This window comes from Marivirga atlantica, from assembly GCF_016734805.1.
Lineage (GTDB): Bacteria > Bacteroidota > Bacteroidia > Cytophagales > Cyclobacteriaceae > Marivirga > Marivirga atlantica.
Window position 1 is genome coordinate 248003 of record NZ_JAERQG010000004.1, and the last position, 24550, is coordinate 272552.

General features: G+C 36.1%; 26 protein-coding genes. 3 read left to right on the plus strand and 23 right to left on the minus strand.

The window, feature by feature from the left end; all coding sequences use genetic code 11:
* The first annotated feature begins 2 nt into the window (after positions 1–2).
* Together kdsB and JKP34_RS15430 are read left to right on the plus strand one after the other, a co-directional pair.
* Complete coding sequence (gene kdsB / locus JKP34_RS15425) at positions 3–755, plus strand: 3-deoxy-manno-octulosonate cytidylyltransferase (protein WP_201923434.1); 753 nt, start codon at positions 3–5, stop codon at positions 753–755.
* 18 nt (positions 756–773) lie between these two features.
* Entirely contained in the window at positions 774–1448 is a 675-nt protein-coding gene (locus JKP34_RS15430) for a nitroreductase family protein (RefSeq protein ID WP_201923436.1), read from the plus strand.
* Here the strand turns inward: JKP34_RS15430 and JKP34_RS15435 are convergent, their stop codons facing one another.
* The 14 genes from JKP34_RS15435 to JKP34_RS15500 all read right to left on the minus strand — a co-directional run bounded on the left by JKP34_RS15435 (position 1449) and on the right by JKP34_RS15500 (position 13377).
* Positions 1449–1868, minus strand: coding sequence for a hypothetical protein (locus tag JKP34_RS15435; RefSeq protein ID WP_201923438.1), 420 nt, complete (start codon positions 1866–1868; stop codon positions 1449–1451).
* The gene (locus tag JKP34_RS15440) at positions 1861–2280 is read right to left on the minus strand and encodes a hypothetical protein (RefSeq protein ID WP_201923439.1); all 420 of its coding nucleotides are present in this window, start codon (positions 2278–2280) and stop codon (positions 1861–1863) included. Before JKP34_RS15440 ends, JKP34_RS15435 begins: the two co-directional genes overlap by 8 nt.
* Positions 2281–2286: 6 nt before the next feature.
* Complete coding sequence (gene hisIE / locus JKP34_RS15445; protein ID WP_201923441.1) at positions 2287–2883, minus strand: bifunctional phosphoribosyl-AMP cyclohydrolase/phosphoribosyl-ATP diphosphatase HisIE; 597 nt, start codon at positions 2881–2883, stop codon at positions 2287–2289.
* 50 nt (positions 2884–2933) lie between these two features.
* Positions 2934–3689, minus strand: a complete 756-nt coding sequence (gene hisF / locus JKP34_RS15450; protein ID WP_201923443.1) for an imidazole glycerol phosphate synthase subunit HisF — start codon at positions 3687–3689, stop codon at positions 2934–2936.
* Between the two features lie 2 nt (positions 3690–3691).
* The gene (gene hisA, locus JKP34_RS15455; RefSeq protein ID WP_201923448.1) at positions 3692–4405 is read right to left on the minus strand and encodes a 1-(5-phosphoribosyl)-5-[(5-phosphoribosylamino)methylideneamino]imidazole-4-carboxamide isomerase; all 714 of its coding nucleotides are present in this window, start codon (positions 4403–4405) and stop codon (positions 3692–3694) included.
* The gene (gene hisH / locus JKP34_RS15460) at positions 4405–4989 is read right to left on the minus strand and encodes an imidazole glycerol phosphate synthase subunit HisH (protein ID WP_201923449.1); all 585 of its coding nucleotides are present in this window, start codon (positions 4987–4989) and stop codon (positions 4405–4407) included. The genes hisA and hisH overlap by 1 nt, the downstream gene beginning before the upstream one ends.
* Before the next feature lie 27 nt (positions 4990–5016).
* On the minus strand, positions 5017–5748 hold the full coding sequence (locus tag JKP34_RS15465; protein ID WP_201923450.1) for a phenylalanine 4-monooxygenase: 732 nt from the start codon (positions 5746–5748) through the stop codon (positions 5017–5019).
* Between the two features lie 205 nt (positions 5749–5953).
* Entirely contained in the window at positions 5954–7078 is a 1125-nt protein-coding gene (gene dnaN / locus JKP34_RS15470) for a DNA polymerase III subunit beta (protein ID WP_201923452.1), read from the minus strand.
* Positions 7079–7245: 167 nt separating this feature from the next.
* Positions 7246–8178, minus strand: coding sequence for a hypothetical protein (locus JKP34_RS15475; RefSeq protein WP_201923454.1), 933 nt, complete (start codon positions 8176–8178; stop codon positions 7246–7248).
* 4 nt (positions 8179–8182) lie between these two features.
* Complete coding sequence (gene gldG, locus JKP34_RS15480; protein WP_201923457.1) at positions 8183–9868, minus strand: gliding motility-associated ABC transporter substrate-binding protein GldG; 1686 nt, start codon at positions 9866–9868, stop codon at positions 8183–8185.
* Entirely contained in the window at positions 9856–10590 is a 735-nt protein-coding gene (gldF, locus tag JKP34_RS15485; protein WP_201923459.1) for a gliding motility-associated ABC transporter permease subunit GldF, read from the minus strand. Before gldF ends, gldG begins: the two co-directional genes overlap by 13 nt.
* Before the next feature lie 10 nt (positions 10591–10600).
* On the minus strand, positions 10601–11506 hold the full coding sequence (locus tag JKP34_RS15490; RefSeq protein ID WP_201923466.1) for an ATP-binding cassette domain-containing protein: 906 nt from the start codon (positions 11504–11506) through the stop codon (positions 10601–10603).
* Positions 11507–11614: 108 nt separating this feature from the next.
* A complete protein-coding gene (locus JKP34_RS15495; RefSeq protein WP_201923468.1) occupies positions 11615–12733 on the minus strand; it encodes a site-2 protease family protein in 1119 nt (372 codons plus the stop codon).
* Entirely contained in the window at positions 12733–13377 is a 645-nt protein-coding gene (locus JKP34_RS15500) for an HAD family hydrolase (RefSeq protein WP_201923469.1), read from the minus strand. Before JKP34_RS15500 ends, JKP34_RS15495 begins: the two co-directional genes overlap by 1 nt.
* A 151-nt stretch (positions 13378–13528) precedes the next feature.
* On the opposite strand from JKP34_RS15500, the gene JKP34_RS15505 reads away from it, so the two are divergent.
* Entirely contained in the window at positions 13529–15691 is a 2163-nt protein-coding gene (locus JKP34_RS15505) for a carboxypeptidase-like regulatory domain-containing protein (RefSeq protein ID WP_201923471.1), read from the plus strand.
* Positions 15692–15766: 75 nt separating this feature from the next.
* Here JKP34_RS15505 and JKP34_RS15510 read toward each other — a convergent pair whose 3' ends face one another.
* The 9 genes from JKP34_RS15510 to JKP34_RS15550 form a co-directional block, all read right to left on the minus strand.
* On the minus strand, positions 15767–16552 hold the full coding sequence (locus tag JKP34_RS15510; protein ID WP_201923473.1) for a VIT1/CCC1 transporter family protein: 786 nt from the start codon (positions 16550–16552) through the stop codon (positions 15767–15769).
* A 2-nt stretch (positions 16553–16554) separates the two neighbouring features.
* Positions 16555–18408 carry a cytochrome-c peroxidase gene (locus tag JKP34_RS15515; RefSeq protein ID WP_201923475.1) on the minus strand — a complete coding sequence of 618 codons (1854 nt, stop codon included), beginning with the start codon at positions 18406–18408 and terminating at the stop codon, positions 16555–16557.
* Positions 18409–18472: 64 nt separating this feature from the next.
* The gene (locus JKP34_RS15520) at positions 18473–20257 is read right to left on the minus strand and encodes a PhoX family protein (RefSeq protein WP_201923478.1); all 1785 of its coding nucleotides are present in this window, start codon (positions 20255–20257) and stop codon (positions 18473–18475) included.
* Positions 20258–20587: 330 nt separating this feature from the next.
* Complete coding sequence (locus JKP34_RS15525; RefSeq protein WP_201923480.1) at positions 20588–21400, minus strand: ABC transporter permease; 813 nt, start codon at positions 21398–21400, stop codon at positions 20588–20590.
* 5 nt (positions 21401–21405) lie between these two features.
* Positions 21406–22302 carry an ABC transporter ATP-binding protein gene (locus JKP34_RS15530; protein WP_201923482.1) on the minus strand — a complete coding sequence of 299 codons (897 nt, stop codon included), beginning with the start codon at positions 22300–22302 and terminating at the stop codon, positions 21406–21408.
* 2 nt (positions 22303–22304) lie between these two features.
* Positions 22305–22907, minus strand: coding sequence for a DUF4252 domain-containing protein (locus JKP34_RS15535; protein WP_201923484.1), 603 nt, complete (start codon positions 22905–22907; stop codon positions 22305–22307).
* Between the two features lie 80 nt (positions 22908–22987).
* The gene (locus JKP34_RS15540; protein ID WP_201923487.1) at positions 22988–23509 is read right to left on the minus strand and encodes a DUF4252 domain-containing protein; all 522 of its coding nucleotides are present in this window, start codon (positions 23507–23509) and stop codon (positions 22988–22990) included.
* Between the two features lie 17 nt (positions 23510–23526).
* Positions 23527–24054 carry a hypothetical protein gene (locus JKP34_RS15545; RefSeq protein WP_201923489.1) on the minus strand — a complete coding sequence of 176 codons (528 nt, stop codon included), beginning with the start codon at positions 24052–24054 and terminating at the stop codon, positions 23527–23529.
* The gene (locus tag JKP34_RS15550) at positions 24023–24517 is read right to left on the minus strand and encodes an RNA polymerase sigma factor (protein ID WP_201923491.1); all 495 of its coding nucleotides are present in this window, start codon (positions 24515–24517) and stop codon (positions 24023–24025) included. The genes JKP34_RS15545 and JKP34_RS15550 overlap by 32 nt, the downstream gene beginning before the upstream one ends.
* Between the last annotated feature and the right edge of the window lie 33 nt (positions 24518–24550).

The following is a 24550-nucleotide window of genomic DNA, read 5'->3' on the forward strand; positions in this document are numbered from 1 at the left end:
CTATGGATATATTAGGAGTAATTCCCGCCAGATACGCCTCAACCAGATTCCCCGGAAAACCGCTTGTTGATATTGCCGGAAAAAGCATGATTCAGCGTGTAGTTGAAAAATGTCTCGCTTCAAAAGTTTTCAGGAAGGTAGTAGTGGCAACTGATGATGAGCGTATTTATGATCACGTAGAGGCGCTAGGCTATAACGTAGTGAGAACAAGTGCTGACCATCTAAGTGGTACAGAAAGATGCCATGAAGCACTTAAAATGGACGAAGGTAGCTATGACTTTCTTATAAATGTTCAAGGAGATGAACCGTTTATTGCTCCTGAACAAATCCAACAACTGGCTTCAGTGCTCGATAGAAAATCAGAGATTGCCACTTTGATAAAAGTTATTGATAAACTGGAAGATCTTGAAAATCCCAATGTTGTAAAAGCTTTAAAAGCTGATGGCGGACTAGCATTATACTTCTCAAGATCAAGCATTCCTCACATGAGAAACATCCCCACTGAAGACTGGATGAAAAGTCATCAGCATTACAAACACATAGGTATATATGCTTACAGGGTGGATATTCTAAGTAAAATAGTGACTTTAGCGCCTACTCCGCTAGAGCTAGCTGAATCTTTGGAACAGTTACGGTGGATTGAAAATGGTTTCAGAATTAAAACTGCGATCACAGATCAAGAAACTATAGGGATTGATACCAAAGAAGATTTAGAAGAAGCGCTGAAATTGTTAGAAGCAGGAGAAATAAAATAAAAGATTTTAACCGATTTGATGAAAAAAGAAATAGACGGCTATCCTTACATTCAATTAAAGCATCACCACTTGTCTGATAGCGAAATGATTCAAAAAAGTGAGCAATATTTTGAAGCCATGGATAAGAGAAGGTCTGTTCGCGACTATTCAGATAAACCTGTACCTAAAGAAGTAATTGAGAATATTATAAAAACAGCTTCCACCGCTCCTAGTGGCGCTCATAAACAGCCCTGGACTTTCTGTGTAGTATCTGATCCTGAAATGAAGAAGAAAATCAGAGTAGCCGCTGAAAAAGAAGAATATGAAAGTTACAACAGCAGAATGAGTGAGAGATGGCTGAAAGATTTAGAACCATTGGGGACTGATTGGCATAAAGAATTTCTGGAAACAGTACCATATTTAATTATCGTTTTTAAAAAGGTTTATGAAGAGGAAGAGGGTGAAAAGAAGAACAATTACTACGTAAATGAATCAGTAGGAATTGCATGTGGATTTCTTATTTCTGCTATACATCAAGCTGGTTTAGCCACATTAACACATACGCCAAGTCCTATGAATTTCCTTACGGAAATCTTAGGGAGACCTAAAAATGAAAGACCATTTCTGTTATTACCTGTGGGCTACCCAGCGCAGGAAACATTTGTACCGGATATTAAAAGAAAGGAATTAGAAGAAATTAGTAAATTCTATTAACTACAGATCAACAACAATTTTCTCCTCACCTTCTAGTAATTGAATGTGGCAGCAATCTTTACCGATTGTCATTTGATGCTCAACAATATTTTGATCATCAATAACACCAACAAAAGTTAACATAGTGCCCTCAAATGATAATAAGTTCATTTGAGCATCTGAAGCGACAGGATAAATACCTTCGGCAGGATTACTGTCAGCTTTATCTATTTTAAATTCATTTTTGGAATCGATAAAGGTATAATAATCATCCAATGCCACAGGCTCACCATCAGTATCAACTACTTCTAGCGTAACAGATACAAAAACTTCAGTACAGCCTATGGTAGGTGGGCAATCAGTTTGAGCTACCTCATCCTTACAAGAAAAAAAGAGAAAAGGGACTACTACGACAAATAAAGCTCTTGTTAGATTATTCATTTTTAATAACAATTTCAGTATCACCAGTTAGTAATTCAATGCTGCAACAATCTTTTCCCATAAGCATTTGATGCTCCACTACGTTGCGCTCATTTACAATTCCTACAAAGGTTAAAATAGTACCTTCGGGATTGAATAGATCATATTGCTCATTTGTAGCAACCGGATACCAACCAGGTCTTATGGCATAGTCTTTTTGTGTTTCTTGAAATCTTGTTCTCGAATCAATAAAACTATAATAATCATCTAACAGGACAGGATCACCGTTATTATCAACTATTTTTATTGATATCAATCCGATTGAATCTTCACATTTTACAGTTTCACAATTAAGGTCAACTGAATCATCTGAACAAGCCGATATTAAAACGGAAAGTAACAGAAATGAAATAGGAGAAAATAATCTATTCATAACTTATTAACGATGTCTTCCTTCCAAAATTTTAATCACATCCTTAAGTTTGTATCCTTTGGCCTGAAGTAATATGAGATAATGAAATAGTAAATCGGCCGATTCATTTAAGAATAGCTCTTCATCATTGTCTTTGGCTTCAATCACTACCTCAACAGCTTCTTCACCTACCTTCTGTGCTATTTTATTAATACCTTTATTGAATAAAGATTTCACATAAGACTTCTCATCGTCACCATTTTTTCTACCTTCAATAACATCCTCCAACTTATTAATGAAGCCAATACCTTCGTTTTTCTCATTCCAACAAGTGTCGGCTCCGGTGTGGCAAGTTGGTCCATCAGGAATTACTTTTACCAAAATAGCATCTTGATCACAATCAACAGACATGCTCACCAAATTGAGATAGTTCTCAGAACTTTCACCCTTCGTCCATAAACGCTCTTTGCTTCTGCTATAGAAAGTTACCTTTTTAGTTTCTTGGGTTTTCTCATAAGCCTCCTCGTTCATGTAGCCTAGCATTAAGACTTTATTGGTGTAGGCATCTTGGATGATTGCAGGTAGTAATCCTTTAGGGTCTTTAGAAAAATTAGGCTCGCTCATGGAGTTTATTAATTTATGTATTGTGTTGAATTATTTACTGAAGTGATTTATTATAATCTGACTTCTATCTGATTTTGTTTTAAAAAGCCTTTAAGCTCTGGAATACCTATTTCTTTAAAATGAAAAATACTTGCAGCCAATGCTGCGTCAGATTTCCCATTCTTGAATGTATCTACGAAATGCTGCATATTACCTGCACCACCAGATGCGATAACCGGGACATTTACTAACTGACTAACCTTACTGAGCAATTCATCCGCAAAACCAGCCTTGGTACCATCATGATCCATTGAAGTGAGCAAAATTTCACCAGCACCTAGCTCAACCACTTCTTTAATCCAATCTTCAGTTTCAATGGTTGTAGCTTTACTTCCTCCATGTGTATGGACAAGGTTTTTTCCATTTACCGCTCTGCTGTCAATAGCTACCACTATACACTGCGAACCGAATTCATCAGCCATTTGCTTAATAATCTGAGGGTTACGAACGGCTGCAGAGTTGATTGAAACTTTATCAGCACCTGCAGCAAGTAACATGGATACGTCCTCTACGGTACTGATGCCGCCCCCTACAGTAAAAGGAATGTTGATAGCCTCAGCCACTTTCTCTACCAATTCTATTAAGGTCTTGCGCTTTTCATTAGTAGCAGTGATATCTAGAAACACCAATTCATCAGCTCCTTGCTGCGCATATATTTTGGCCAGCTCAACAGGGTCACCTGCATCTCTTAATTCTACAAAGTTAACTCCTTTAACTGTGCGTCCATTTTTTATATCAAGGCAAGGGATTATTCTTTTAGTGAGCATAATTAGATATTTTTTAACTCTGAAAGGCTAATTCTTTTTTCATAAATGGCTTTCCCAACAATAGCACCATATACTCCTATTTTGTCGAGTTCTTCCAGATCATAAAGATTACTAACACCCCCGCTGGCTATTAATTTGATGGTAGGAAAACGATCTAATATTTTTATGTATAATTCTGTAGAAGGGCCTTGAAGTGCACCATCTTTTGATACATCAGTACAGATCACGTGCCTCAACCCTTTTTCAAGATAATGCTCAAGAAAATCATAAATCTGCCAATCAGCTTTTTCTTCCCAGCCATGGATGGCAATTTGTTCATCCTTTACATCTGCTCCCAGTATTATTTTGTCACCACCAAATTCATAAATCCATTCAGTGAAAAGTGCTTCATTTTTTACCGCTATGCTTCCACCTGTAACCTGGCTGGCACCTGCGTTAAATACCTTTTCTAAATCTTGGGTACTCTGCACACCTCCACCAAAATCAATAGCTAAATTGGTCTCATTAGCGATGTTTTTGAGTACATCTAAGTTGACAACCTTTTTTGCTTTGGCTCCATCTAAGTCAACCAGATGAAGTCGTTTGATGCCGGCAGCTTCAAATTCCTGTGCCACCTCAACAGGATTGTCATTATACTCTGTTTTCTGGTTGTAATCGCCCTTGGTAAGTCTTACACACTTACCATCTATAATATCTATTGCAGGAATGATCTCCATTAATGCTGTTTTATAAAGTTCAATAAAAATTGTTCACCACCATCTGCACTTTTCTCCGGATGCGGCTGAATAGCGAGGTAATTATCTTTTTTTAGTACCGTGCTAAATGAAAGCATATAGTCGGTTTGAGCGATAGTTTGCTCACAAATATCTGCGAAATAACTATGTACAAAATAAAAGTATGAAGCAGGTTTAATTCCACTAAAACAAGCGTCATTATTGTGCTCAACCGAATTCCACCCCATGTGTGGCACCTTTAATTGGTTAGGAAATTTTTTCACTTCTGTATCGAAGATCCCTAAGCAGTTAGTATCTCCCTCTTCAGAGTGCTTACACAATAACTGAAGCCCTAAACAAATACCTAAAAAAGGATTCTTAATATTTAAAATTACCTCATCAAGGCCTTTATCTTTAAGATATTTCATGGCCGAGCTTGCTTCACCCTGACCAGGGAAAATTACCCGATCAGCTGAGAGTATCTCTTCAGGATCATCAGTTAGTACACCTTCATAACCCAGCCTTTTGAGTGCAAGCATTACCGACTTAATATTACCCGCATTGTATTTAATTATCGCAATCTTCATATTCGATGCAAACCTATAAAATTGAGCTTAGTTTACTGTCTTTTCTTTTAATCTATCTTCAATTACTTTTTCTATGGTATCTAAAGAAGTATAAAGCTGCTCGTAATTGTCGATAATAAAGTACTTTGTCTGAAAAACATCTTTTCTGTAGCTACTATCAATAATAGCTTCTACATCGTAGTTGAAATGATCAGGCTCATCACTAAGTGAAAATTTGGTTTCTCCAGGTGAAGAAATAATACCTGCTCCATATATTTTCAATTCACCTTGCTCGCGGATTAAGCCAAACTCAATAGTGAACCAATAAATCCTGCTTAGCAGATGAATCGCCCATTCATCATCTATATGCTTTAGCCCTATTTTGGCTAAGCCCTGAAGAAAATCCACAAAGTGCTGATTTGTTAGCAAAGCTATATGACCAAAGACATCATGAAACATATCGGGCTCTTCCAAATAGTCTAGCTGATCCTTTGTTCTCAGCCATGTTGTTGCAGGGAATATTTTGTTAGCCAAGAGTTCAAAAAACTTATCATCATCCACTATACCTGGCACAGCAGCAACCTGCCACCCTGTTTGCTCGGCTAAATGTTTATTAGTTTCCTCAAAATTAGGAATAGACTTTTCTGTGAACTCAATTTTATCAATTCCTTTCACAAACTCTTCAGTAGCTACGGTATTAATATTTTCCCACTGCCGGCTAAAGAGTATCCTCCATACGTCCTGGTCTTCTTGTGTGTAATTTTCGTAAATCTGCTTCATCATCTTATTTTTTAGACATAAAAAAACCCGGTTCTTTCGGAACCGGGTTGCTTGATATTTTAGGTTAATTTAAGTGCTATTGTAATTATGACATAACCATACCATTACCGATTCCACTTTGGAATAGATGATAATAGTAGTAATAATGGTTATTTATGTGTGTCATTGATTGCAAATATAACGCGCTAATTTATTAAATCAACTTTTAAACGTAATTATTTAGCATTACAGGCATCACTAACAATAGTATGTCTTCATTTTCATCTAAGTCAGATGGAAATAACAAACCAGCTTTATTTGGTGCTGACATCTCAATAGAAATCTCTTTACTGCTTAAATTATTAAGCATTTCTACTAAGAATTTAGCGTTAAAGCCAATTTCAATATCTTCTCCCTGGTGCTCACAAGCAAGAATTTCATTAGCCTCATTAGAGAAATCTAAATCCTCAGCAAAAATCTGAAGCTCACTACCCGATATCTTTAATCTTACCTGATGTGTGGTTTTGTTTGCGTAAATACTGATCCTTCTTAATGAAGACATAAACTCCTGACGATTGATAGTCATTTTGATATCGTTCTGCGCAGGAATTACATTTTCGTAATCAGGGAAACGCTCATCTACAAGTCTACATATCATTTTGATGTTGTTGAACTTGAAATAAGCATTAGACATATTAAATTCAACAGCAACATTTACATTCTCAGCAGGCAAACAGTTCTTCAATAAAGTTAAAGCCTTTCTTGGTATGATAATTCCCGTACCTGCATCAGATGCTACATCCACCCTTCTATAGCGAACCAATCTGTTACCATCAGTAGCAACAAAGGTGGTATTGGTTTCATCAAAGTTTACATAAACGCCACCCATTGCCGGACGTAACTCATCATTACTCGTAGCATAAATGGTATGATTAATAGCTGTTGCTAAGATATCAGCAGAAACATCTACCGTATCAGGATTTTCTACTTCCTGTACTTTAGGGAAATCGGTAGCATTTTCACCAGCCAACTTATAACGGCCATTGTCAGAACTAATTTCTATACTGTAAGTTTCCTCGTCAATTGTTAGCGTAACTGGCTGCTCAGGTAAGTTTTTCAGTGTATCCAATAGTATCTTGGCAGGGACTGCAATACTTCCATTTTCAGACGACTCAACATCTATTTCAGTAATCATAGAAGTTTGTAAATCTGAAGCTGTGATAGTTAATAAACCATCTTGAATTTCAAACAAGAAATTTTCAAGGATTGGCACCACCGGATTGCTGGTAATAACACCATTGATGGCCGAAATTTGCTTCAATAGTGCTGAAGAGGAAACGATAAACTTCATATTCGCTAATTTTTTTTAGCCTGAGCTTGATAAAAACACTCTTTTTAGTGCTCAGGAATAGGGTTTTGTTATAACGTAAGCAAAGTTAAAAATTAATTCGCAAATCTATACTTATTCAAGGATTAAGCAAATAATTAATCAGACAGGAAAGAGGATTTTATCAATTACTATTTCAAAAATTGCACTGAATTTGGGAAATACTTATTGTAACGTGCCTTTTGAATGCCCGCCCACTCCCTATCATTTATCTTAACCAGTATAGCGTTAAAGTTAGGATGGCTAAAAAAATCAAGCTTAAGGTTTCTATTTTTATCTAAGGCTTGAATACGTATTTTTCCTGCTGAAGCAAACTCACTGACCATTTGTACTGCTTCGTGATTCTCAGGAAGAAACTGATCTACAAAGAAATAATTATAAGTTTCAATATAATCCATCACTTTTACACTATCCGTATTGGCCCTGTTCTGAAGCTTAATTAATCCTTTGTCATATTTAAAAATTAATGAATCACCATCTGGGCATTCAAGTGTTAAGCTAACAATATCTTGCCATGTGCCGTTGAAAATGGTTCTGTCGCGCCAGTCTAAAGTTTTCACTTCAAACATACCAGCCACATAGCTCTCATAACCCGGTAGCTGCATTTGGTAAACCTTATCATTGTTTACAAAATAAGATGCTATCTGACTAGGGTTACCTACTACTTTAAAATCTCTGAGCTGCTGCTTATCTGCATAAATTTGCACTTGTATTCCGGTATCGGCTGCTATTTGAATAATTTCCTTTTTTAAATCACCAGATATTTCACGCTGAACCTCCACTCTTTCAAGTAGTGCCATTAAAACCTGCTGCATAGCAGGGTCAAGTTTATATTTATTATTTACTGACCAGGCAGCATTCTTCAATTCAAGCGTATTACTAACATCCGGTCCATTGATCACTACTTTAGTGAGGCGTTCGGCAGGATTAGCAATGGCAAACACATCCTTCTGCGTAATGCTTGAAGTCTTTTTATAAGGATAGTAGTTAGCCGCTACTACACAAAGCACTACGAGTACAACAAGTGAAACTAAGAGGAAGATATTTTTTCTTTGCTGTGTCATGGATTTAGAAATTTGTGTATTTGCGCTTTCTCCACCAATAGCGAATTACTCCAAAAGCTACAATCAATAACACAGGGAGCACAATATTAATCAACTGAATCATCAGCTTATCCTCCCTTAGCTTTACTTTGTCAAGCGGCCTGATCTTGAAATCTTTATTTTTAGCAATGATCAGACCTTCATCATCAAGCATATAATTGAGCATATTGAGTAACAATTGTTCATTGGCAAATGGTGTAGCGTGCCGGGCATAAGGATCAACACCCAGTTCAAAAGGTTTACCTGTTTTTTTATCTGAGGTATTTAACACCATATCGCCATCGCCAACTACGATAATTTTATTAGATGCACTCCTTTTTATCACTACGGCAGACTTTCTGCTTGTAGGCGCCAATCTATTTTTGAAGGCCGATGAAAATTCCCCTTCCAACAAGTAAGCTACCGGAATATTGGCTTGATTGAATTTATCTGGTTGCATATCTTCCTTCAAACTTTCAAAATTAACCAGAACCGGCCCTTGTAAAGTGCGGCTATAATCAGAAGTGAAAATAAGAGGTGTTTTTTCAATTCCACCTACAGCTAAGGTATCCAAAGAACTAACAAACTTGCCATAAACGGCATTTAAACCATTTACAATTGGGTGTTTTGCATATTTATTAAAGATAATATAATAGGGCCAAGGTAATAGTTGTACCTGCGCATTTGATCCCAGATTACCAGTTACTATAGGGAAATTACCGCTATTAACATCTTGAATGATATCATCATTTACGCGTACTCCATACTTAAAAAGCAACTCATCAAGGTTGTTCTGAATGGGCAGTGCCATCGCACCAAAATCTTTGATGCTATCAACACTCATACTTAGGCCATCCAAAAAGAACAAAGCTTTGCCACCATTCATGATATATTGGTCAACATCGAAAAGTTCTGTATTGGAGAAATTCTGTTGTGGCTTAATAAATAGCGCCCCATCAAATTGGTTAAGCTTGCTTAAATCAGTAAGTACTTGCAAATCAAATTTATTTTGAAGACTCTTTCTTAAACCATAAAGTTCTTCCCCAGAAGCTTCCTGATGCCCCTGAACAAGGGCGATCTTTTTGCGCTCGTTACTTGCTAGATTATTAATGGTTATCGCCAATTGATACTCCAAATTCTCAACAGACTGATTAATTGCTTCCTTGGCTCCGGCAGCATTATTACCATTAAGTAGAATTACTGGTGCTTTTCTTCCTTTATAACTAATCTCCGCACCTGGGAAAATAAGTTTTTGGGTTTTCTTACCATCAATATTATCGAAAACTGTAGTCGGGTTAATCCCCTTATCTATTAATACGTTGTAATATTCATTTCTTGCATTGGCAGAGCTAGCAGCATCCGGATTAATGAAGTTATATTGAACGTTTCCTCTTGAGTAAGTTTTAAACTGATCAAGTGTTTGCTGTATAGCAGTTTGTAATCTTTTAAACTCAGCATTGATATCGCCTGCCAGGTAAACCTCCACATAAACTGTTTCGTCTAAATTGGAAAGCAATTCCGTTGTGGCATCACTCATGCTGTAGCGGTTCTCTTCGGTTAAATCAAAACGAAGTAATAGATGACGAGCCAGCAAATTGATAAGCACCAAGAAGGTTATGACAATCAATAATTGGAGCGTATATGTAAGTGTTTTCCGCTTTAAGAATTCCATTTCTTCAGCTTTAAAACCCAAAATGTAGCATAAATAAAAATGAATGTAACGCTTATAAAGTAGATGACGTCACGAATGTCAATAACACCTTTGCCCAAGGCATCATAATGGTATTGCATGCCTAGCTGATCAAGTGAAGTACTCATACCTTCAAAAATAGTCAATGAAGAAATTGATGAGAAGCCCATAAAAAGCAAAAAGCTAAAGAATAGTGCGATAATAAAAGCAACTATCTGATTTTCTGAAAGTGACGAAGAGAATACTCCAATAGCTGTATAAGATGAAGCCAGAAAGAGTAAACCAATATAAGCTCCAATAATCCCAGCGGTGTCTACATTTCCTACCGGATTACTGATATATCTTAATGAAAAATAATAAATAATAGTAGGTAATAAAGTAACCAAGACCAGTGTTAAGCCCGCCAGGTACTTACCAAAAACCAACTTTATTTCATTTATAGGCTTGGTAAATAATAGTTCTAACATGCCTGATTTTGACTCCTCCGCAATTGATTTCATCGTAATTGCCGGAATGAGAAACATGAAAACAAAGGGCACCATGTTAAAGAATATACCTAAGTCAGCATAGCCATACTCAAAAATGCCAGTGTCAGGAAACACCCATACAAGCAAGCCCATAGTGACCAAGAAAACAGTCATCACCAGATAGGCAATAAGGCTATTTAAAAAACTACTGATTTCTTTTCTATATATACTCCACATAAAGCGGTTATTAGTCTTTGGTTAGTTTCTGAAATACGGTTTCCATACTTCCTTTTTCAAGAGAAATACCTACTAAATCAACACCTTCTTCTCCTGCCCATTTGAATATTTGCTTTCTGATATCTTCTGAAGCTTTTATGAGATAGGTCAGTTTATTTGCTTTCTGTATGGAAAGAATCTTTTCCTTTTCTTTCCAACTTGATAAATCAGCAACATCTGCCAACTCAATTTTTATAGTATGGCTTTGCTCTTCAGTTGTTAATTCATCAACAGTTTCATTAGCTACTATTTCGCCATTCTTTATGATAATCGCCCTACTACACAATGCCTGAACTTCCTGCATAATGTGTGTGCTAAGTAATACAGTTTTATCCTTACTAATAGATTGTATCAATTCACGTATCTCTATTATTTGGTTAGGATCTAAACCAGTTGTTGGTTCATCTAAAATCAATACTGAAGGATTATGCAGTAATGCTTGAGCTAAACCAACTCTTTGTCTGTAACCTTTAGATAGTGAACCAATAAGCTTGTTTTGTTCCTTAAGGAGGCCACACTGTGCAACAATTTCATTAATCCGAGCAATAAGTACTTGTCCTTTTATACCATAAACCTTTCCACAAAATTGCAGAAATTCATGTACGTACATATCAAGGTACAGCGGGTTATGTTCAGGCAGGTAGCCAATCTGTGATTTTATGCTATCAAGCTCGCTTTTAACATCCAGCCCATTAACAAAAATCTGACCTTCGGTTAGAGGTAAATTACCCGTGATCATTTTCATAGTGGTAGACTTACCAGCACCATTTCGTCCCAAAAAACCTACAATTTCTCCCTTGTCTATTTCAAATGAAATATTCTTAACTGCACGCTGTTCTCCAAATTGCTTTACTACATTAACTACCTTGATGGACATTAATCAGAATTCCGTTTTAGGGTGATTGAACGCAAAAATAGTAAAAGAAGTATGCAAAGCGAATTAGTGATTAGGAAATAGGTTTAGTGTGCTTGGTAATTGCCACCTTTAGGCATTAAATGGCGTGATGCTAAAACAAAGGATGAAAATAATTAAAGCTATCCACCCAAGTATTTTTCTCCCTTGCGACAAAGGTCTTTCATCAATAGTTCTTGGATGCTTTATTCCAATAAATCTACCTAAAAGTAGCACAAAAAGCAGATAGCCAGGAAAACCCGATACGTCTACAATCAGCATACTTGTTAAGAATTGCGCTACATACATACTTACAGCTGTTAAAAGCGTATTCAATCTGTTAAAGCCTAAACCCTGAAAAGCAAAATACAGAAAGGCAATATAAGCTCCTGAATATAGCAGTAAATCTTCTTGAGGAGTTTGAATTGATACTAAACCTAGGCCCGCTAGGAAGGCAAATATCAGATAGAGCACTCTGGCTATTTGTTTATGTTTTTTAACACCCAGTATTCCGTAAAGAATATGTCCACCATCTAGCTGACCAATAGGTATAAGATTTAGAGCCGTGAAGAAAAGTGCCAGGAAACCTGAAAACAGATAAGGATAATGCATAATCTCTTTATGATTAGGCAACCTATCTGGATCGGCCACATACTTCTCAAAAAATCCGAAAAGCAGGTTGTTACCCATTTCTATACTAACGACATCATCATTATTCTCATAAACGTGATCTGCATAATCAAGACCATATTCAGCATATTCAGGATGTATGTTGAAAATATATTCCGGCTCCGGCAAGTGTGTAAAGCCATACCATAAGACACCTAAAGCCACCACAAAGCCTGCTAAAGGCCCAGCAATTCCTATATCAAAATATTGCTTTCTTGATTTAATAGGGCCTACTATCCTTATCAAAGCACCAAAAGTACCAATAGAGAACCCAGGGAAATACATTGGAATATAATTGGGCAATGTGACTTCTACCCCATAATATTTGGCCGTGAAATAGTGACCAAACTCATGTACAGTTAAAATAAGTAGAAAAGGAACAGAATAAGAAAAACCTGCTGCAAAATCGGTCCATGAATAATCAGGAGTAAAAAAAATTGATTTAGCTGTTACAAGTTCTGAGCCTGCTAAGGTGGTGCAGATCAAGGTAAGAATAAATAAAACTATTTTTTTTATGTAGTAAGCTGCGTTCTTATTGATCATTATGAATTAATCTCCTCTAATTTCCGATTTAACAAATCAGAAAACCCTTCATTTCTAGGTATGTGTAAAACATGCATACCAACGCTTTTTGCAGCTGCTATGTTTTCTTTTGAGTCATCCAAGAAAAGTATCTCATTCAACTCAACGCCACAAGCCTCTTGTACTTTTTGATAAATACTGGGTTCCGGCTTTCTATCACTTAATTCATGAGAGAAAAAAACCTCGTTAAACAGCTCATTTAAATGAGTAAAACTGTGTGATTCAGACAAGATTTTATGAAAACAATTCTCGTGAATGCTATTGGTATTGCTTAACACCACGCACCGAAACTTCTTTTTTAATTGCTTGATGTCTTCAATCCTATCTTCAGGAATATCACCGAGCATCGCATTCCAGGCTTTATCAATACTCTCATCATCTGTAATTACATTCAATGCTTTTCTAAGCTTATCCCTGAAATGCTCATTATTCATGATTCCCTGTTCATGAAGCTTGAAAAATTCCGCCTCTTTGTAGGCTTCCATCACATCCCATTCATCAATACCAGCCAATTCAGCAAAAGCCTTAAAGGTTCTTTCAGGATAGAGGTTTATGATAACACCACCCAAATCAAAGAGAAGTATTTTTATTTGTTGATTTGACAAAGTATGAATGTTTGCTCAACAAATATGTTAATTCTTTATGTAATAGACAATGATAGCTTCTCCAACTAATTTATCCTATTACTAATCGAACAAGTTGGTTTTTTATAAAAAACTTCACGTTATTCGCGAGATATTTTAACTGTTATTTTATATGAAAAAAAACTACCTAATTATTTTAGTCCTATCAGTATTTGTATTCGCTTCTTGTAGCGAAACAGAGTCCGAACCATCCGTAATTAATATCAATAACGATGTTAGAGACTCTGCCAATATAGCAACACAAATACAAACATTGAACGATGCCGGTGCTTTCTACAATGTAAGTATGAAAATCTTAAATGGCACTACTCCGATAGATGGTGCTCAAGTAAAATTGACTTCTTCAGTAAATGGTGAAACTATTGAAATGACTGAAAATGCCGATGCTTCGGGAAATGTTGTTTTTGATGGAATAACTGTTGGAGGAAACTTTATCGAAGTTTCAGCAGAAGGATACTATTCTGCTCTTGGAATTATAGATTTTAAGTTTGAAAGAGGATACAACTATGAGATAATTGATGGAGTTGTTACGCCAATTACGAAAAGTGAAACAGCTATTATTCCTCTTTATAGAAATGGTGAAGGAGAAAACACAGCGAAAATTAAAGGCCAAATAAAAATCGAAACAGATGTTACAAATAAAGTATCAGAAGTTCTTAAAAATAAACTGATTCGAGCTGACTTTAGTGGTAATATAATCAATGTTAGTGAAGGACTTACTTTTAAAGAGTACTCTTTAAATGTTGAAGGTGGTCTTGGAGAAGATTTAACTGATGATAATGGACAATATGAGATTATAGTACCTACAAGTCAAAATGGAACTCAAATAAATTTGATAATCCCTCAGCTACAGGTAAAACAAAAGCTTGCGTATTTAAACGAGTTTGACGAACCAGTTCTTGACTCAGTACTAACAACATTTGGAACTAATGAAACATCATCAAGTATTCCATTTGTGTCTGGTATTAAAACAATAATTCCTGAACCAGCTGAACCAGGTGCCGGACTACAAGTTACTAATATAAAAAAGCACCCTAGACGTTTATTTGAATCTGGCAGTCCTTATTACTCACCTTCTTCTAATCAACTATTTCCTGGAGGTAGTATTCAGGACATGAACAAAATGAAATTTAAATTTCAATCAGGCAATGGCTACAAATCTGTACCAGAGGTGGTAATTGAAGATGCTACTGGTGCAAATGCCCTAGTAAACGCTGAAGGAGAATATGCTATTAAATCAATCACACTGGATAGTACAGGTTTTTATCCTTCCAATACCAACATTAACTATGATATTCTCGCTTACTATCAGTCGAGCTGGGGAACACGTTCCTATTACATATACGAAGGGTCAGTTATCACAAATAATAGTGGCGAAATAACGCAAGAGGCCCTTGACGAAAGCTTAGAATTTGCCTTTGTTGAACGAGATTGGTTTGGAGAAAGATATAGACACCTTAGCAATGGTGAGGTTGATAGTATTAAAATAAACTTTGATTCTTATTACTATAATTCGAGCCGAGCTTATGGTACTGTAGATTACGACATCAAGGTAAGAATGCTTGAAATTTTGAATCCTGGAGATAATTATATTGACCCTTCAATATCATTTGTAGGTGGAGACCCCATTACTCCTGCAACTTTTGAAATAATTGAATTTCCTACACCGTGGACATTCCAATTAGATAATAGTAATAACACATCACCTTATGTGGCTAATCCTTCAATAAATATTGAATTCCTCATTGATGGCACTTATGATATAAGTAACAGGATAAGAACTGATGAAACAACTTATGATTTTGTAAGTCAAGTTATTAAATCTAAAGATGGAAATATAGTATTTAAAGAAAACCTGGATTATTTCACATATGAATATTCTATTGAACAACCTGAATTTTATATAATTGAACCAATACACTATAAAGCGGACGTTCAATTTAATATTGACGAGAACACTGGTGAAATCAACTATCACTTCGATTATAATCGAGGCAATGGCTATAAGGAAAGGTTTGAAGTAGCTGTAGAACCAACCTTTGACGAAATAAGTGGTGAGGGAGCAAGTTTTCAGGTGATTGGCGGAAGTAAATATGGAGATGAATATCAATGGAGTGGTGATCTCTATATTAAAAACAGAGGTTCTGGTTACGTAAGAAATGTAAATAGAATCAATAGCCGATCATTTAGCATATCAAATGACTTATCAAATACTTATCTGTATAATGGAGATGAAGTGATCGTGAATATTGATTATGGCACCGGAAGAAGGTAAAATTCTAATACTCTAAAATTTATAAAGGCTTACCATTTAGGTAAGCCTTTATAGGCTCAAAAAAATCTTCATTAATTAAAAAAGCATACCTTCAAGTAGGTCACCAACGAAGTAAGCGGCCGCAGCAGCAATGGCTCCCAAGCCTAATGTTTCAAAAACACTTTTAAACAACCCACCTTTAGTAAGCAAGTGTTTTGCCCAACCTATTAAGACAAAAGCCACGCCCGCACACAATGCTGAAATTGTAAAGGGTTTGAAGTTTGAAGCGTTTTGTTGTGTAAATAAAAAAGCAACAAGAGGAACAGCTCCTGCTAAAACAAAGGCAATAAGGGTAAAAATACCAGATTTAACTGCCGATTTGGTTTCAGGCAGCAGTTCGTGTCTATACACTAATAAAGTATGTGCCCAAAGCTCTTTCTTGGTTCTAATTTGACCAGTGATGGTTTCTAAATCTTCATCTTCAAATCCTTTATCTGCATATATCTGGTTCAAATGTTTTTTAGCAAGCCAGGGCTCTCGCTCAATTTTATAATGCTGCCTTTTTAAATGCTTTTTGTAGTTATCAATTTCAGATCTTTTCGCCAAATAAGCACCAACTGACATTGAAAGTCCATCAGCAATGAGATTAGCCATCCCTAAAATGAGTACAATCTGAATGCTGAGATGAGCACCTGCGGCACCTGCAACAACGGCAAAGGTTGTAACTATTCCATCTATAGCGCCATAAACCATTTCAGGTAAATAAGTTTCAATCTTTTCTTTGGCACTCAGTTTATCCATGCTACTACTTGAAAAAACGGATAAATCAAGCTGTATCGTTTGATCGCTTTGCAGGTTTCTCTTTATCAGCGTAAAAGGCATAGCTAGTTATTTAAGCTTAGGGATTCGATTTCTAAATTTGAACTGTCAGGTTCAAATTGTTGATCTGTTAAAGTTTTCATGAAGGCGATGATTGCCTCTATTTCATTGTCAGTTAAATTAAGAGAGTCAGGCGGTAAAGTCTGGTAGCGCACATCTAAACCCATTCCTGCTCCACCACCTACATTATAAAACTGAAGCACCTCTTCCAAACTTTCATAAACTCCATTATGCATGTATGGCGGGGTTAAGGCAATATTTCTTACTGTAGATGTTTTAAAGAAATGTCTCTTTTCTTCTACCTCGTAAGGATAAAATAAGCCAGGATCATCATCTAACTCAGGATTAGTAAAACTTGCATTGGCAGGAACGCCTAAGTTTTCAAATTCCGTTTCATTGTATTTAGGTGGAACAGTACCATTAAAAGTTGGAGCAAAGTGACAGGTGCCACAGCCTGCTTTGCCCATAAATAAATTAAATCCTTGAATTTCTGATACGGTTAAACTTTGCTCGATATTCTGCATATTCCTATCGAACTTACTGTTAAAAGAAGCCAAATCTCTCACATAATTGGCAATTGCATTTCTAATATTTTGATCAGAAATTTCTCCTGCGTAGGCGGCATTGAATAGTTTTCTGTAGGCTGAATCAGCTTTAACCACATTTTCCACCTCCTTTAAGTCCATGTGGAATTCATCAGGAGCATTTACCACACTTACTATCTGGTTTTCTAAACCATCTGATCGGCCATCGTAGAAAAAGCTCTTTTGAAAGGCAGCATAAGTCAGTGTTGGTGTATTTCGTTGAAGTTCTTTACCATCAATTCCAAGTGCTTTTGGGTTACCATCTGTGAATGCTTTGTTGGCCAAATGACAACTCGCACAACTCATATTCTTATTTTGAGAAAGGCTAGCATCATTAAAAAGTACTTTACCCAGCTTAATTTGCTCCTTACTTCCAGAAGCATTCTTTTGATAAGCGTACATTTCAAGATTAAGGAAATCTTTACTGAACAGATTTTCAGCATTTGGATTAAGCTCTCTCGATTTGTTAAGCTCAACACCCCAGTCGTCAGCAGTTTTGTTAACTAATGCTAGTTGATTATTTGTATGGTTTTTTATGAAACCGTATCGATCAAATGAATCGAAATCACCTTTCTCAAGTATAGTAATTGTTTCTTTCAGGTTAGACATCCACTCTTCGTAAATGGACTTATCATTGAAACCATCTTTGTAGATTGTTATAATTTGACTTATAGACTGGTAATTGTAAGCAGCCTCCTTCAACGAATTAGCAAGCATGGGAGAATCGAAACCTGTGATACCTTTAGCTGCAATATTCACAATTGCATCTCTAATTAGTTTGAGTTGATGTTTATCTCTTTGTCGATAAATGATATGGTTCTTCTTTATAAAAGGCAGGCGTACTTTGAGAAACTGAAGCGTACTATGAAGTTTTTGTAGATCAGGTGATTCATCAAAAATTATTTCCTCTACCACCTGTAAGCTTTTAGGTTCAATTTTTTTTATGTCCGTGTAATCATCAATCTCTACTTTTAAAAGATTGGGACCATTTATAGTAAGGTAATTTTCGTAATCATAAGCCATCAACATTGGCTCATTATATTTATACCATTTTCTAACCTCTAAAAATAAGCTCTGATTTTTTTGGAGCGAGTTAGCAGTGTCCATTTGATTTAGGTAGTAAATGGTACTGTCAAGAGTGGTGAAGTAATAGGCTCTTACTTCATCAAGAAAAAGAGAAGTATCATTATCTCTGGTATATTTCTGAGGTTTCTCCTCAGAACAGGAAATAGTTATAATCGAAATTATAATGAATGAGAGTATAGAATATCGCATGGAGGTAAAAGTTGGAGTAAAGAAGAGGCCTTGTTTTAAGAAGACCTCCTCTTGATTTGACTAATTATCTATCTAGTCCAGTAATTTTAAATAGGAACGAACCTTCCATTTCTGACTCTGTAGCCGGAATTGCAGTAGGATCGTTAAAAGGTTTGCCATCAGCTCTAACAGCTCCTGGTATATCTCTGTTATTCCAGCCATGAACTTGAACACCACCTACAAAAGTAGGTTCTGATGCACCAATGATATCAGTCACGTCAATTAAACCGGTGATTTCCCATTTGCCACCACCGCCATAGTTGGCTATTACGCTAGGATCACTCTCATTACACTCCATCACTGTTTTGATAGTACCATTATTTAAATCATACTGATACAGTTTGGCCCATCCTTCGATAGCTGAGTTAGCTGCAAAATAACCATTAGGATCTTCCTGAATGTAAGCATAGTTTTCAGTTACCAATATGTTGTCTGGTGAGTGGAAGCCATCAGCTTTACCTCCTACTTTATCTCCATCCAAAACACAAGTGATTTTAGCATCTCCTGTTGGATCATTAGGGTTTAACTCTAATTTATAAACTCTACCTAATGAAGTTCCTCTTTTGGCAAGGTCTGGATTATCACTTCTGATTCTTCCTGTAACGCAGAAATAGATAGTTCTTTGGTTTGATGCAGAGCCTCTTCTCCAATCAATATCTTCAATTCGTTGAAAACCAATAGCCACTGAATCAGCTGCTTCCTGATTCAATTCTTCAATAGTTCTTTCAGACATTTTTACCCACTCAACATCGTAGCTGGTACCTTCTGCCATACCCATTTCGAATTTCAAACCACCATTACCAACATTCTCAGTTGTATCTTTACCTCTTAAAACGTAAAGCTCACCGCCAGATAAATCACCTCTGTTACCAACATACATACCTAAATGACCTTTAGGGTAAGTATTGTTTGATTCATCATCACCCATAAATACAACAGTTTTATCGGAATAGGCATCTTTACCAATGGCAACCGCATTTTCTGTAGACCATTCACCTAGTGCAGGTAATCTATCGGCCTGATCTCTATTTGAAGCATCTCTAAAAGGATCAATACGATAAACACCTTTATTTGCACCACCCCACTCACCACCAGAAAGGTAAAAAGGTCCAAAACCGTGCTCTTCTTCTGTAATGGAAGATCCAGAGCATTGTGCCGTGTAAGCAGTTGCATTGGCATTTACGATATACTCGCCAGTTAATGGTTCAAGCTTATCATTCATTACAATTCTAGCAATAGCAAAATCACGCTCCAAATTGTTGATTAAAGAGAAAGTACCATCTCCATTAGGATAAAGTGCTGTCCCATCCATATACGACCCATAAACGAAAGAAGAATCAGAGTAAAGGATGTCCTCTGAAGTCATGATCATTTCAAGCTTCATGTTAGGAAACTCTGCAGAGTTAAGTAGCATAACACTTTCCGGTGTTACTGATTCTGTCAAAGGTTTTGGAACAACAGTGATCGCTACATCAAGATTAGCTTCAGCATCACCATTTTTTACAGTGAATTTAACATCTATTGCCTCACCTAATTCAGCATTAAAAGGTACTTCTACCGAATACGTTACTGTACTATCGGCCGATAAGCTAAGCGTCTCACCATTTGCTGTAATTTCAGGAGTTCCATTTTTTGCTGAAATTTTAGCTGTTACCTCAACAGTGCTTTTTTGATAAGCCGTTAATGACTGTTCTCCATTAATGGAAACTGTTGGTTCCATTTGCTCCAGGTTGTCTTCATCGTCATTACATGACATTAGTAGTGCCACCATTGTCATAATCATGAATGACTTTGCAAGTAAGTTTTTCATTGTTTTTTTAAGGGTTTGTTTTACAATGCGAAACTCACTAATAAGACCGATAAGAAGATGAAAATTTGATTATCAGTAATTTAAATTAATACTGATGTATTTAATGTCCTGATCAATTAAATTTAAAACTATTTTAACAGCAGTAATTCAATTATTTATAGTTCCTGTAAGAAGGAAAATCATTTACTATAAATTTCAAAGAAAAATAGCACTCCTCCACGAAGTGCTATTTATATTAGATTAATTGCTCAAATTTATAGATTAAGGTCAAGTTAAATTACCAACATGTCGTTCATTCAATCTTAAAATAAGCTTAACTTTTTAGGAATCTTAAGCAATATCCTTTTTTACAAGGATGTAATAGTTGATTGTCAAACTTATCAAATACAAACCCACACAAATGATAACACTTTGTATGCTTACATAATCCTGAATTTCCATGAAAATATAACGCTGAAATGGCACTGGAACGAGGTTATTTACTGCTTCAATTGGGAAGAGGTTTAAAAACCAACTATCATCAGTAAAGTGACCTAAAATACCGACTGCAATTGGCTCAACAAAAATGCCATAGAAACATAAAAGAATAATAGCAAAACCTGCTTTCTTCATTAATATTGAGATAAGCATAGCCAAATTCAGAAATGTTACAAGCTCAATAAAATGAGCAAGTAAAAAATCTGAGCCCATAAAATACAGATGGCCTTCAAAAGTAGAGGCATTTGCCACTCCCATTATAGTACCTGCAAGCCAAAGTATAGCAACGTTAATCACGCTAAAAGCTAAAATCATTAATTGCTTGGATATTAAGAAGCTTTTGGGTGACATCCCATCAATGATGTTTTGCCTGATGGTTCTATAACTATATTCATTAGTTACAGAAATTATTACTATAAAGGCTAAGAAGAATTTAAGGTAACTAGCGAGGTAAGCTAAGTTTTGCCAAACATCCGGGAAATCATAAAATGGAATAATGTCAGGTGAAATACCTTGAAACTCCATCCCCTGGCTTTGCATCCAGCTAAGAACTAGTTGTACACTGCATAAAACTAGTAGTAGCAATAAATAATAAACTATCGCAAGCCTTATAAAAGTTTTATAATTCTTAAGTTTTAACCACTCTATTTTTAATAATTGAAGCATGTTTATTAGGCTGAAAGGAGTTCTAAAAATTGTTTCTCTAAAGATTTGCTGATGTAGCTTAAGTGAGTAAGCACCACCCCGTTATCGATGAGGTATTTATGGAATTGGCTGATATCTTCCTCTTCTTTAAAACTCATCACGATACGTCCTAAATTATTGGTACTTATTCTGAATGAGTTTTTATAGTTATTGCAGAGTTTTTGAAGCTGCTCCATATTATCAGAAGAAAGTTCAACTCCATCATTTCCGGACAAACTTTCTGCAACACTGCCCTGAAAAATCTTATTCCCTGTTTTTAATACAGCAAAATCAGTACATACTTTTTGAACTTCATCAAGGAGATGGCTTGCCAGAATAATGGTTTTACCACTTTTGGCTATATCAATTATCAACTCTCTTATTTCAGCAATACCTTGTGGATCTAGTCCGTTTGTAGGCTCATCCAATATAAGTAGTTCAGGATCGGCCAATAAGGCTGATGCTATGGCTAAGCGCTGCTTCATTCCTAAAGAGAAAGTTTTAAATGGATAGTCAGCTCTCTCAATTAAGCCCACTTGTGTTAGCACCTCATTTATTCTGCTTCTTTCCACATTCTTGATTTCAGAAACTATGTTGAGGTTCTGTCGGGCAGATAAATAAGGATAAAACGTAGGACTCTCAAGAATTGCGCCTATGCGCTTTCGTGATTCCGCAGTTGGCTCCTGACCAAACCACTTATAATCACCGCTATCTTTTTGGGTAACACCTAATAAAATCCCGAGTGTGGTGCTCTTACCTGAACCATTTGGTCCTAGCAAACCAAAAACGCTTCCTTTTTGAACTTGTAAATCTAGCTGATTAACAGCCTGAATGCGGCCATACCTTTTGGATAGACCTGATATTTCTAAAATAGTTTCCGACATTTTTATTGAGCTATTTTTTCCTGGTTTTTGATTGAGTCTTCTTGCTGCTCAATACGTTTTTGTTCTTCGCGCGCTTTCTTCCAGATTTCGCTTCTTTTTTCCTTCTTACTTTTATCATCCAGAAAATTACTGATTGGGCCAAGATTTAAAGGGCTATTCATCAACTTCACAACTTTATTTAAATCGATTCTCCCTTCAGCCCAAATCAGATTTACGCCATCAGCTGTTTTTATATAGGCAAAATATTGATCATCTGACTCTTGCGGAGCATAAATAGCGGTTAAGCTACCATTTGAGGATGCCTGAAACAATTCATCCCATTCTGAGAAATTCTGTTCGGCAAACCAAGCCTGATATGTACTATCGTTTGAATCCTTGCTTAAATCAACAGACAGATAATGAATTCTTTCAATATTCTTGGTGGCCTGGTAAAAGGTTGTGTCATTTCCCAAATTAACCATTCTAATGGTGCTTGGGTACAAATAAAGATTTAGTGAGTGTATTCTCTTCTCTTTTAATTCTGAAATTGGATTTTCAGATTTTTGGCTACAGGAGCCCAACAGCAAAAGTGATAAAATGAAAAGGTAGTAGCTTTTTTTGTTCATAGGTTCTTAAATAAAAAAATAGCAAATGGCTGAACTTGTTAAAAGCCCAGCCTTTGCTTAAATATAGATAGTTTTAAATATTATTCATCCATGTCTTCCAACTGTTTCAGGTTTTCCATTCCTGAAATGTTAAGACTTTTACCCATTTTAGACATTTGTTTAAGATCTATATCTCCGTAAATGCTTGCTGCTACAAAGCTACTATCACTACCTACCAGCATCACTAATTCACTGATTTTACCACCGCTTTCCTTGATAAGGAATTGCATATTGGAGTCTTTGTCTCTCACTACCATTAACTCATCGTAACCTCTTTCAAAAGCTTTTTTAGCTTCACCGTAAAGTGCTGATGACTTATTGGTTTTCTGATTAGCAATCAACTTAATCCCTTTAATTTTTGAAACTGCATCTAGTGCTGCCTGATCTTCAGGGTTATCAGCTTCCAGGTTACTGAATAAAGAAATCATTCTTTCATTAACAGAAACCACTGTAAAGTCCTGATTTGTTGAATACTTGTTATAGAAGTTTATAAACTCTGAGTTCTGCGCAAATGCTATGTTACCTAACAAGCAAAATGCTACTATTACTATTACCTTTTTCATCTGTTTTGTTGTTTAATTTATGAGTTCTCTTTTTTGTTGTTTTCTTTTTCAAACTTGTTCTTAATCTTATCCTGAGCCACTTTAAATAACTCTAAAGATTCTAACTGAGCTTTACCATTATTCATCATTGAGGCCATGAGTGCCAGTGTTGCTTTAGTTTCTTCAAAGGCCATTTCGGGCGTTTGCTGTGTATTATCTAAAGCCAGTTTATCTTTCTCTTTTTGCTGTGGAATTACAATAGCAGTATAACTCAAAGTTATAATCACTAAAATGGCTGCCGCTACTTTCCACCAGTTCCAGCTATCCTTAGATTCTGATTTTCTTTCCTGAATCTTAGCCATAATGTTGTCATCAAAATCATCATCTAACTGTAATGATTCTTTAAAAGAAGCTGTACTGTTAAACCAGTCGGCTAGTTCCTTAAGCTCCCCGCTTAAAGCATCGTAATTATCAAGCAAATCTGCTTTAAATTGGTCTTCCTCCTTATCCGAGAGTTGACCTTCCCAATACTTCTCAAGCAACCGATTCAGTCCTTCCAATTCCATAATTGTTTATTTTTAACATGCATGTTTTCAATTTCTTTCTTGCCCTAAAAAGTTCTGTCTTCACTTGGGCATCTGACAAATCGAGTAAATCAGATATTTCTTTATAAGAATGACCTTCGATATCCCTAAGCTTAAAAACCATTCTCTGGTTATTATTTAAGGTTTTCACTACTTCATTCATTACCTGCCATTGATCCTGCCACACTGAAATTCTATTAGGGTCTCTCTCATCCCTGTCATCAATGAGCATTCTGTTTTGATGCTTTCTTGCATTTGATAGCTTGCGTAACCTATCAAGGCAAATATTTTTAACTACCATCATGCTCCATGCCTCCTCATTTTTAATACCTGACCAATCAGCACGTTTATCCCAAATTTTCAAAAGAGCATCTTGCAAAGCATCTTCGGCAGCCTCAGCTTCTTTGAGGTAGTAATAGGCAAAGCGAAATAGCTTTTGCTTCATACTCAAAAAGGTGTTCTTAAAATATATTTCTTC

What these genes read in the sequence shown, in the direction of transcription:
- gldF (WP_201923459.1), bottom strand. Translation starts at nt 10,590, where the DNA reads ATGTGGAGTATATATAGAAAAGAAATCAGTAGTTTTTTAAATAGCCTT.
- JKP34_RS15495 (WP_201923468.1), bottom strand. Translation starts at nt 12,733, where the DNA reads ATGATCAATAAGAACGCAGCTTACTACATAAAAAAAATAGTTTTATTT.
- hisIE (WP_201923441.1), bottom strand. Translation starts at nt 2,883, where the DNA reads ATGAGCGAGCCTAATTTTTCTAAAGACCCTAAAGGATTACTACCTGCA.
- JKP34_RS15545 (WP_201923489.1), bottom strand. Translation starts at nt 24,054, where the DNA reads ATGGAATTGGAAGGACTGAATCGGTTGCTTGAGAAGTATTGGGAAGGT.
- hisF (WP_201923443.1), bottom strand. Translation starts at nt 3,689, where the DNA reads ATGCTCACTAAAAGAATAATCCCTTGCCTTGATATAAAAAATGGACGC.
- JKP34_RS15505 (WP_201923471.1), top strand. Translation starts at nt 13,529, where the DNA reads ATGAAAAAAAACTACCTAATTATTTTAGTCCTATCAGTATTTGTATTC.
- JKP34_RS15525 (WP_201923480.1), bottom strand. Translation starts at nt 21,400, where the DNA reads ATGCTTCAATTATTAAAAATAGAGTGGTTAAAACTTAAGAATTATAAA.
- JKP34_RS15430 (WP_201923436.1), top strand. Translation starts at nt 774, where the DNA reads ATGAAAAAAGAAATAGACGGCTATCCTTACATTCAATTAAAGCATCAC.
- JKP34_RS15435 (WP_201923438.1), bottom strand. Translation starts at nt 1,868, where the DNA reads ATGAATAATCTAACAAGAGCTTTATTTGTCGTAGTAGTCCCTTTTCTC.
- JKP34_RS15490 (WP_201923466.1), bottom strand. Translation starts at nt 11,506, where the DNA reads ATGTCCATCAAGGTAGTTAATGTAGTAAAGCAATTTGGAGAACAGCGT.
- JKP34_RS15440 (WP_201923439.1), bottom strand. Translation starts at nt 2,280, where the DNA reads ATGAATAGATTATTTTCTCCTATTTCATTTCTGTTACTTTCCGTTTTA.
- JKP34_RS15530 (WP_201923482.1), bottom strand. Translation starts at nt 22,302, where the DNA reads ATGTCGGAAACTATTTTAGAAATATCAGGTCTATCCAAAAGGTATGGC.
- JKP34_RS15535 (WP_201923484.1), bottom strand. Translation starts at nt 22,907, where the DNA reads ATGAACAAAAAAAGCTACTACCTTTTCATTTTATCACTTTTGCTGTTG.
- hisA (WP_201923448.1), bottom strand. Translation starts at nt 4,405, where the DNA reads ATGGAGATCATTCCTGCAATAGATATTATAGATGGTAAGTGTGTAAGA.
- JKP34_RS15510 (WP_201923473.1), bottom strand. Translation starts at nt 16,552, where the DNA reads ATGCCTTTTACGCTGATAAAGAGAAACCTGCAAAGCGATCAAACGATA.
- JKP34_RS15465 (WP_201923450.1), bottom strand. Translation starts at nt 5,748, where the DNA reads ATGAAGCAGATTTACGAAAATTACACACAAGAAGACCAGGACGTATGG.
- kdsB (WP_201923434.1), top strand. Translation starts at nt 3, where the DNA reads ATGGATATATTAGGAGTAATTCCCGCCAGATACGCCTCAACCAGATTC.
- dnaN (WP_201923452.1), bottom strand. Translation starts at nt 7,078, where the DNA reads ATGAAGTTTATCGTTTCCTCTTCAGCACTATTGAAGCAAATTTCGGCC.
- hisH (WP_201923449.1), bottom strand. Translation starts at nt 4,989, where the DNA reads ATGAAGATTGCGATAATTAAATACAATGCGGGTAATATTAAGTCGGTA.
- JKP34_RS15515 (WP_201923475.1), bottom strand. Translation starts at nt 18,408, where the DNA reads ATGCGATATTCTATACTCTCATTCATTATAATTTCGATTATAACTATT.
- JKP34_RS15540 (WP_201923487.1), bottom strand. Translation starts at nt 23,509, where the DNA reads ATGAAAAAGGTAATAGTAATAGTAGCATTTTGCTTGTTAGGTAACATA.
- JKP34_RS15550 (WP_201923491.1), bottom strand. Translation starts at nt 24,517, where the DNA reads ATGAAGCAAAAGCTATTTCGCTTTGCCTATTACTACCTCAAAGAAGCT.
- gldG (WP_201923457.1), bottom strand. Translation starts at nt 9,868, where the DNA reads ATGGAATTCTTAAAGCGGAAAACACTTACATATACGCTCCAATTATTG.
- JKP34_RS15475 (WP_201923454.1), bottom strand. Translation starts at nt 8,178, where the DNA reads ATGACACAGCAAAGAAAAAATATCTTCCTCTTAGTTTCACTTGTTGTA.
- JKP34_RS15520 (WP_201923478.1), bottom strand. Translation starts at nt 20,257, where the DNA reads ATGAAAAACTTACTTGCAAAGTCATTCATGATTATGACAATGGTGGCA.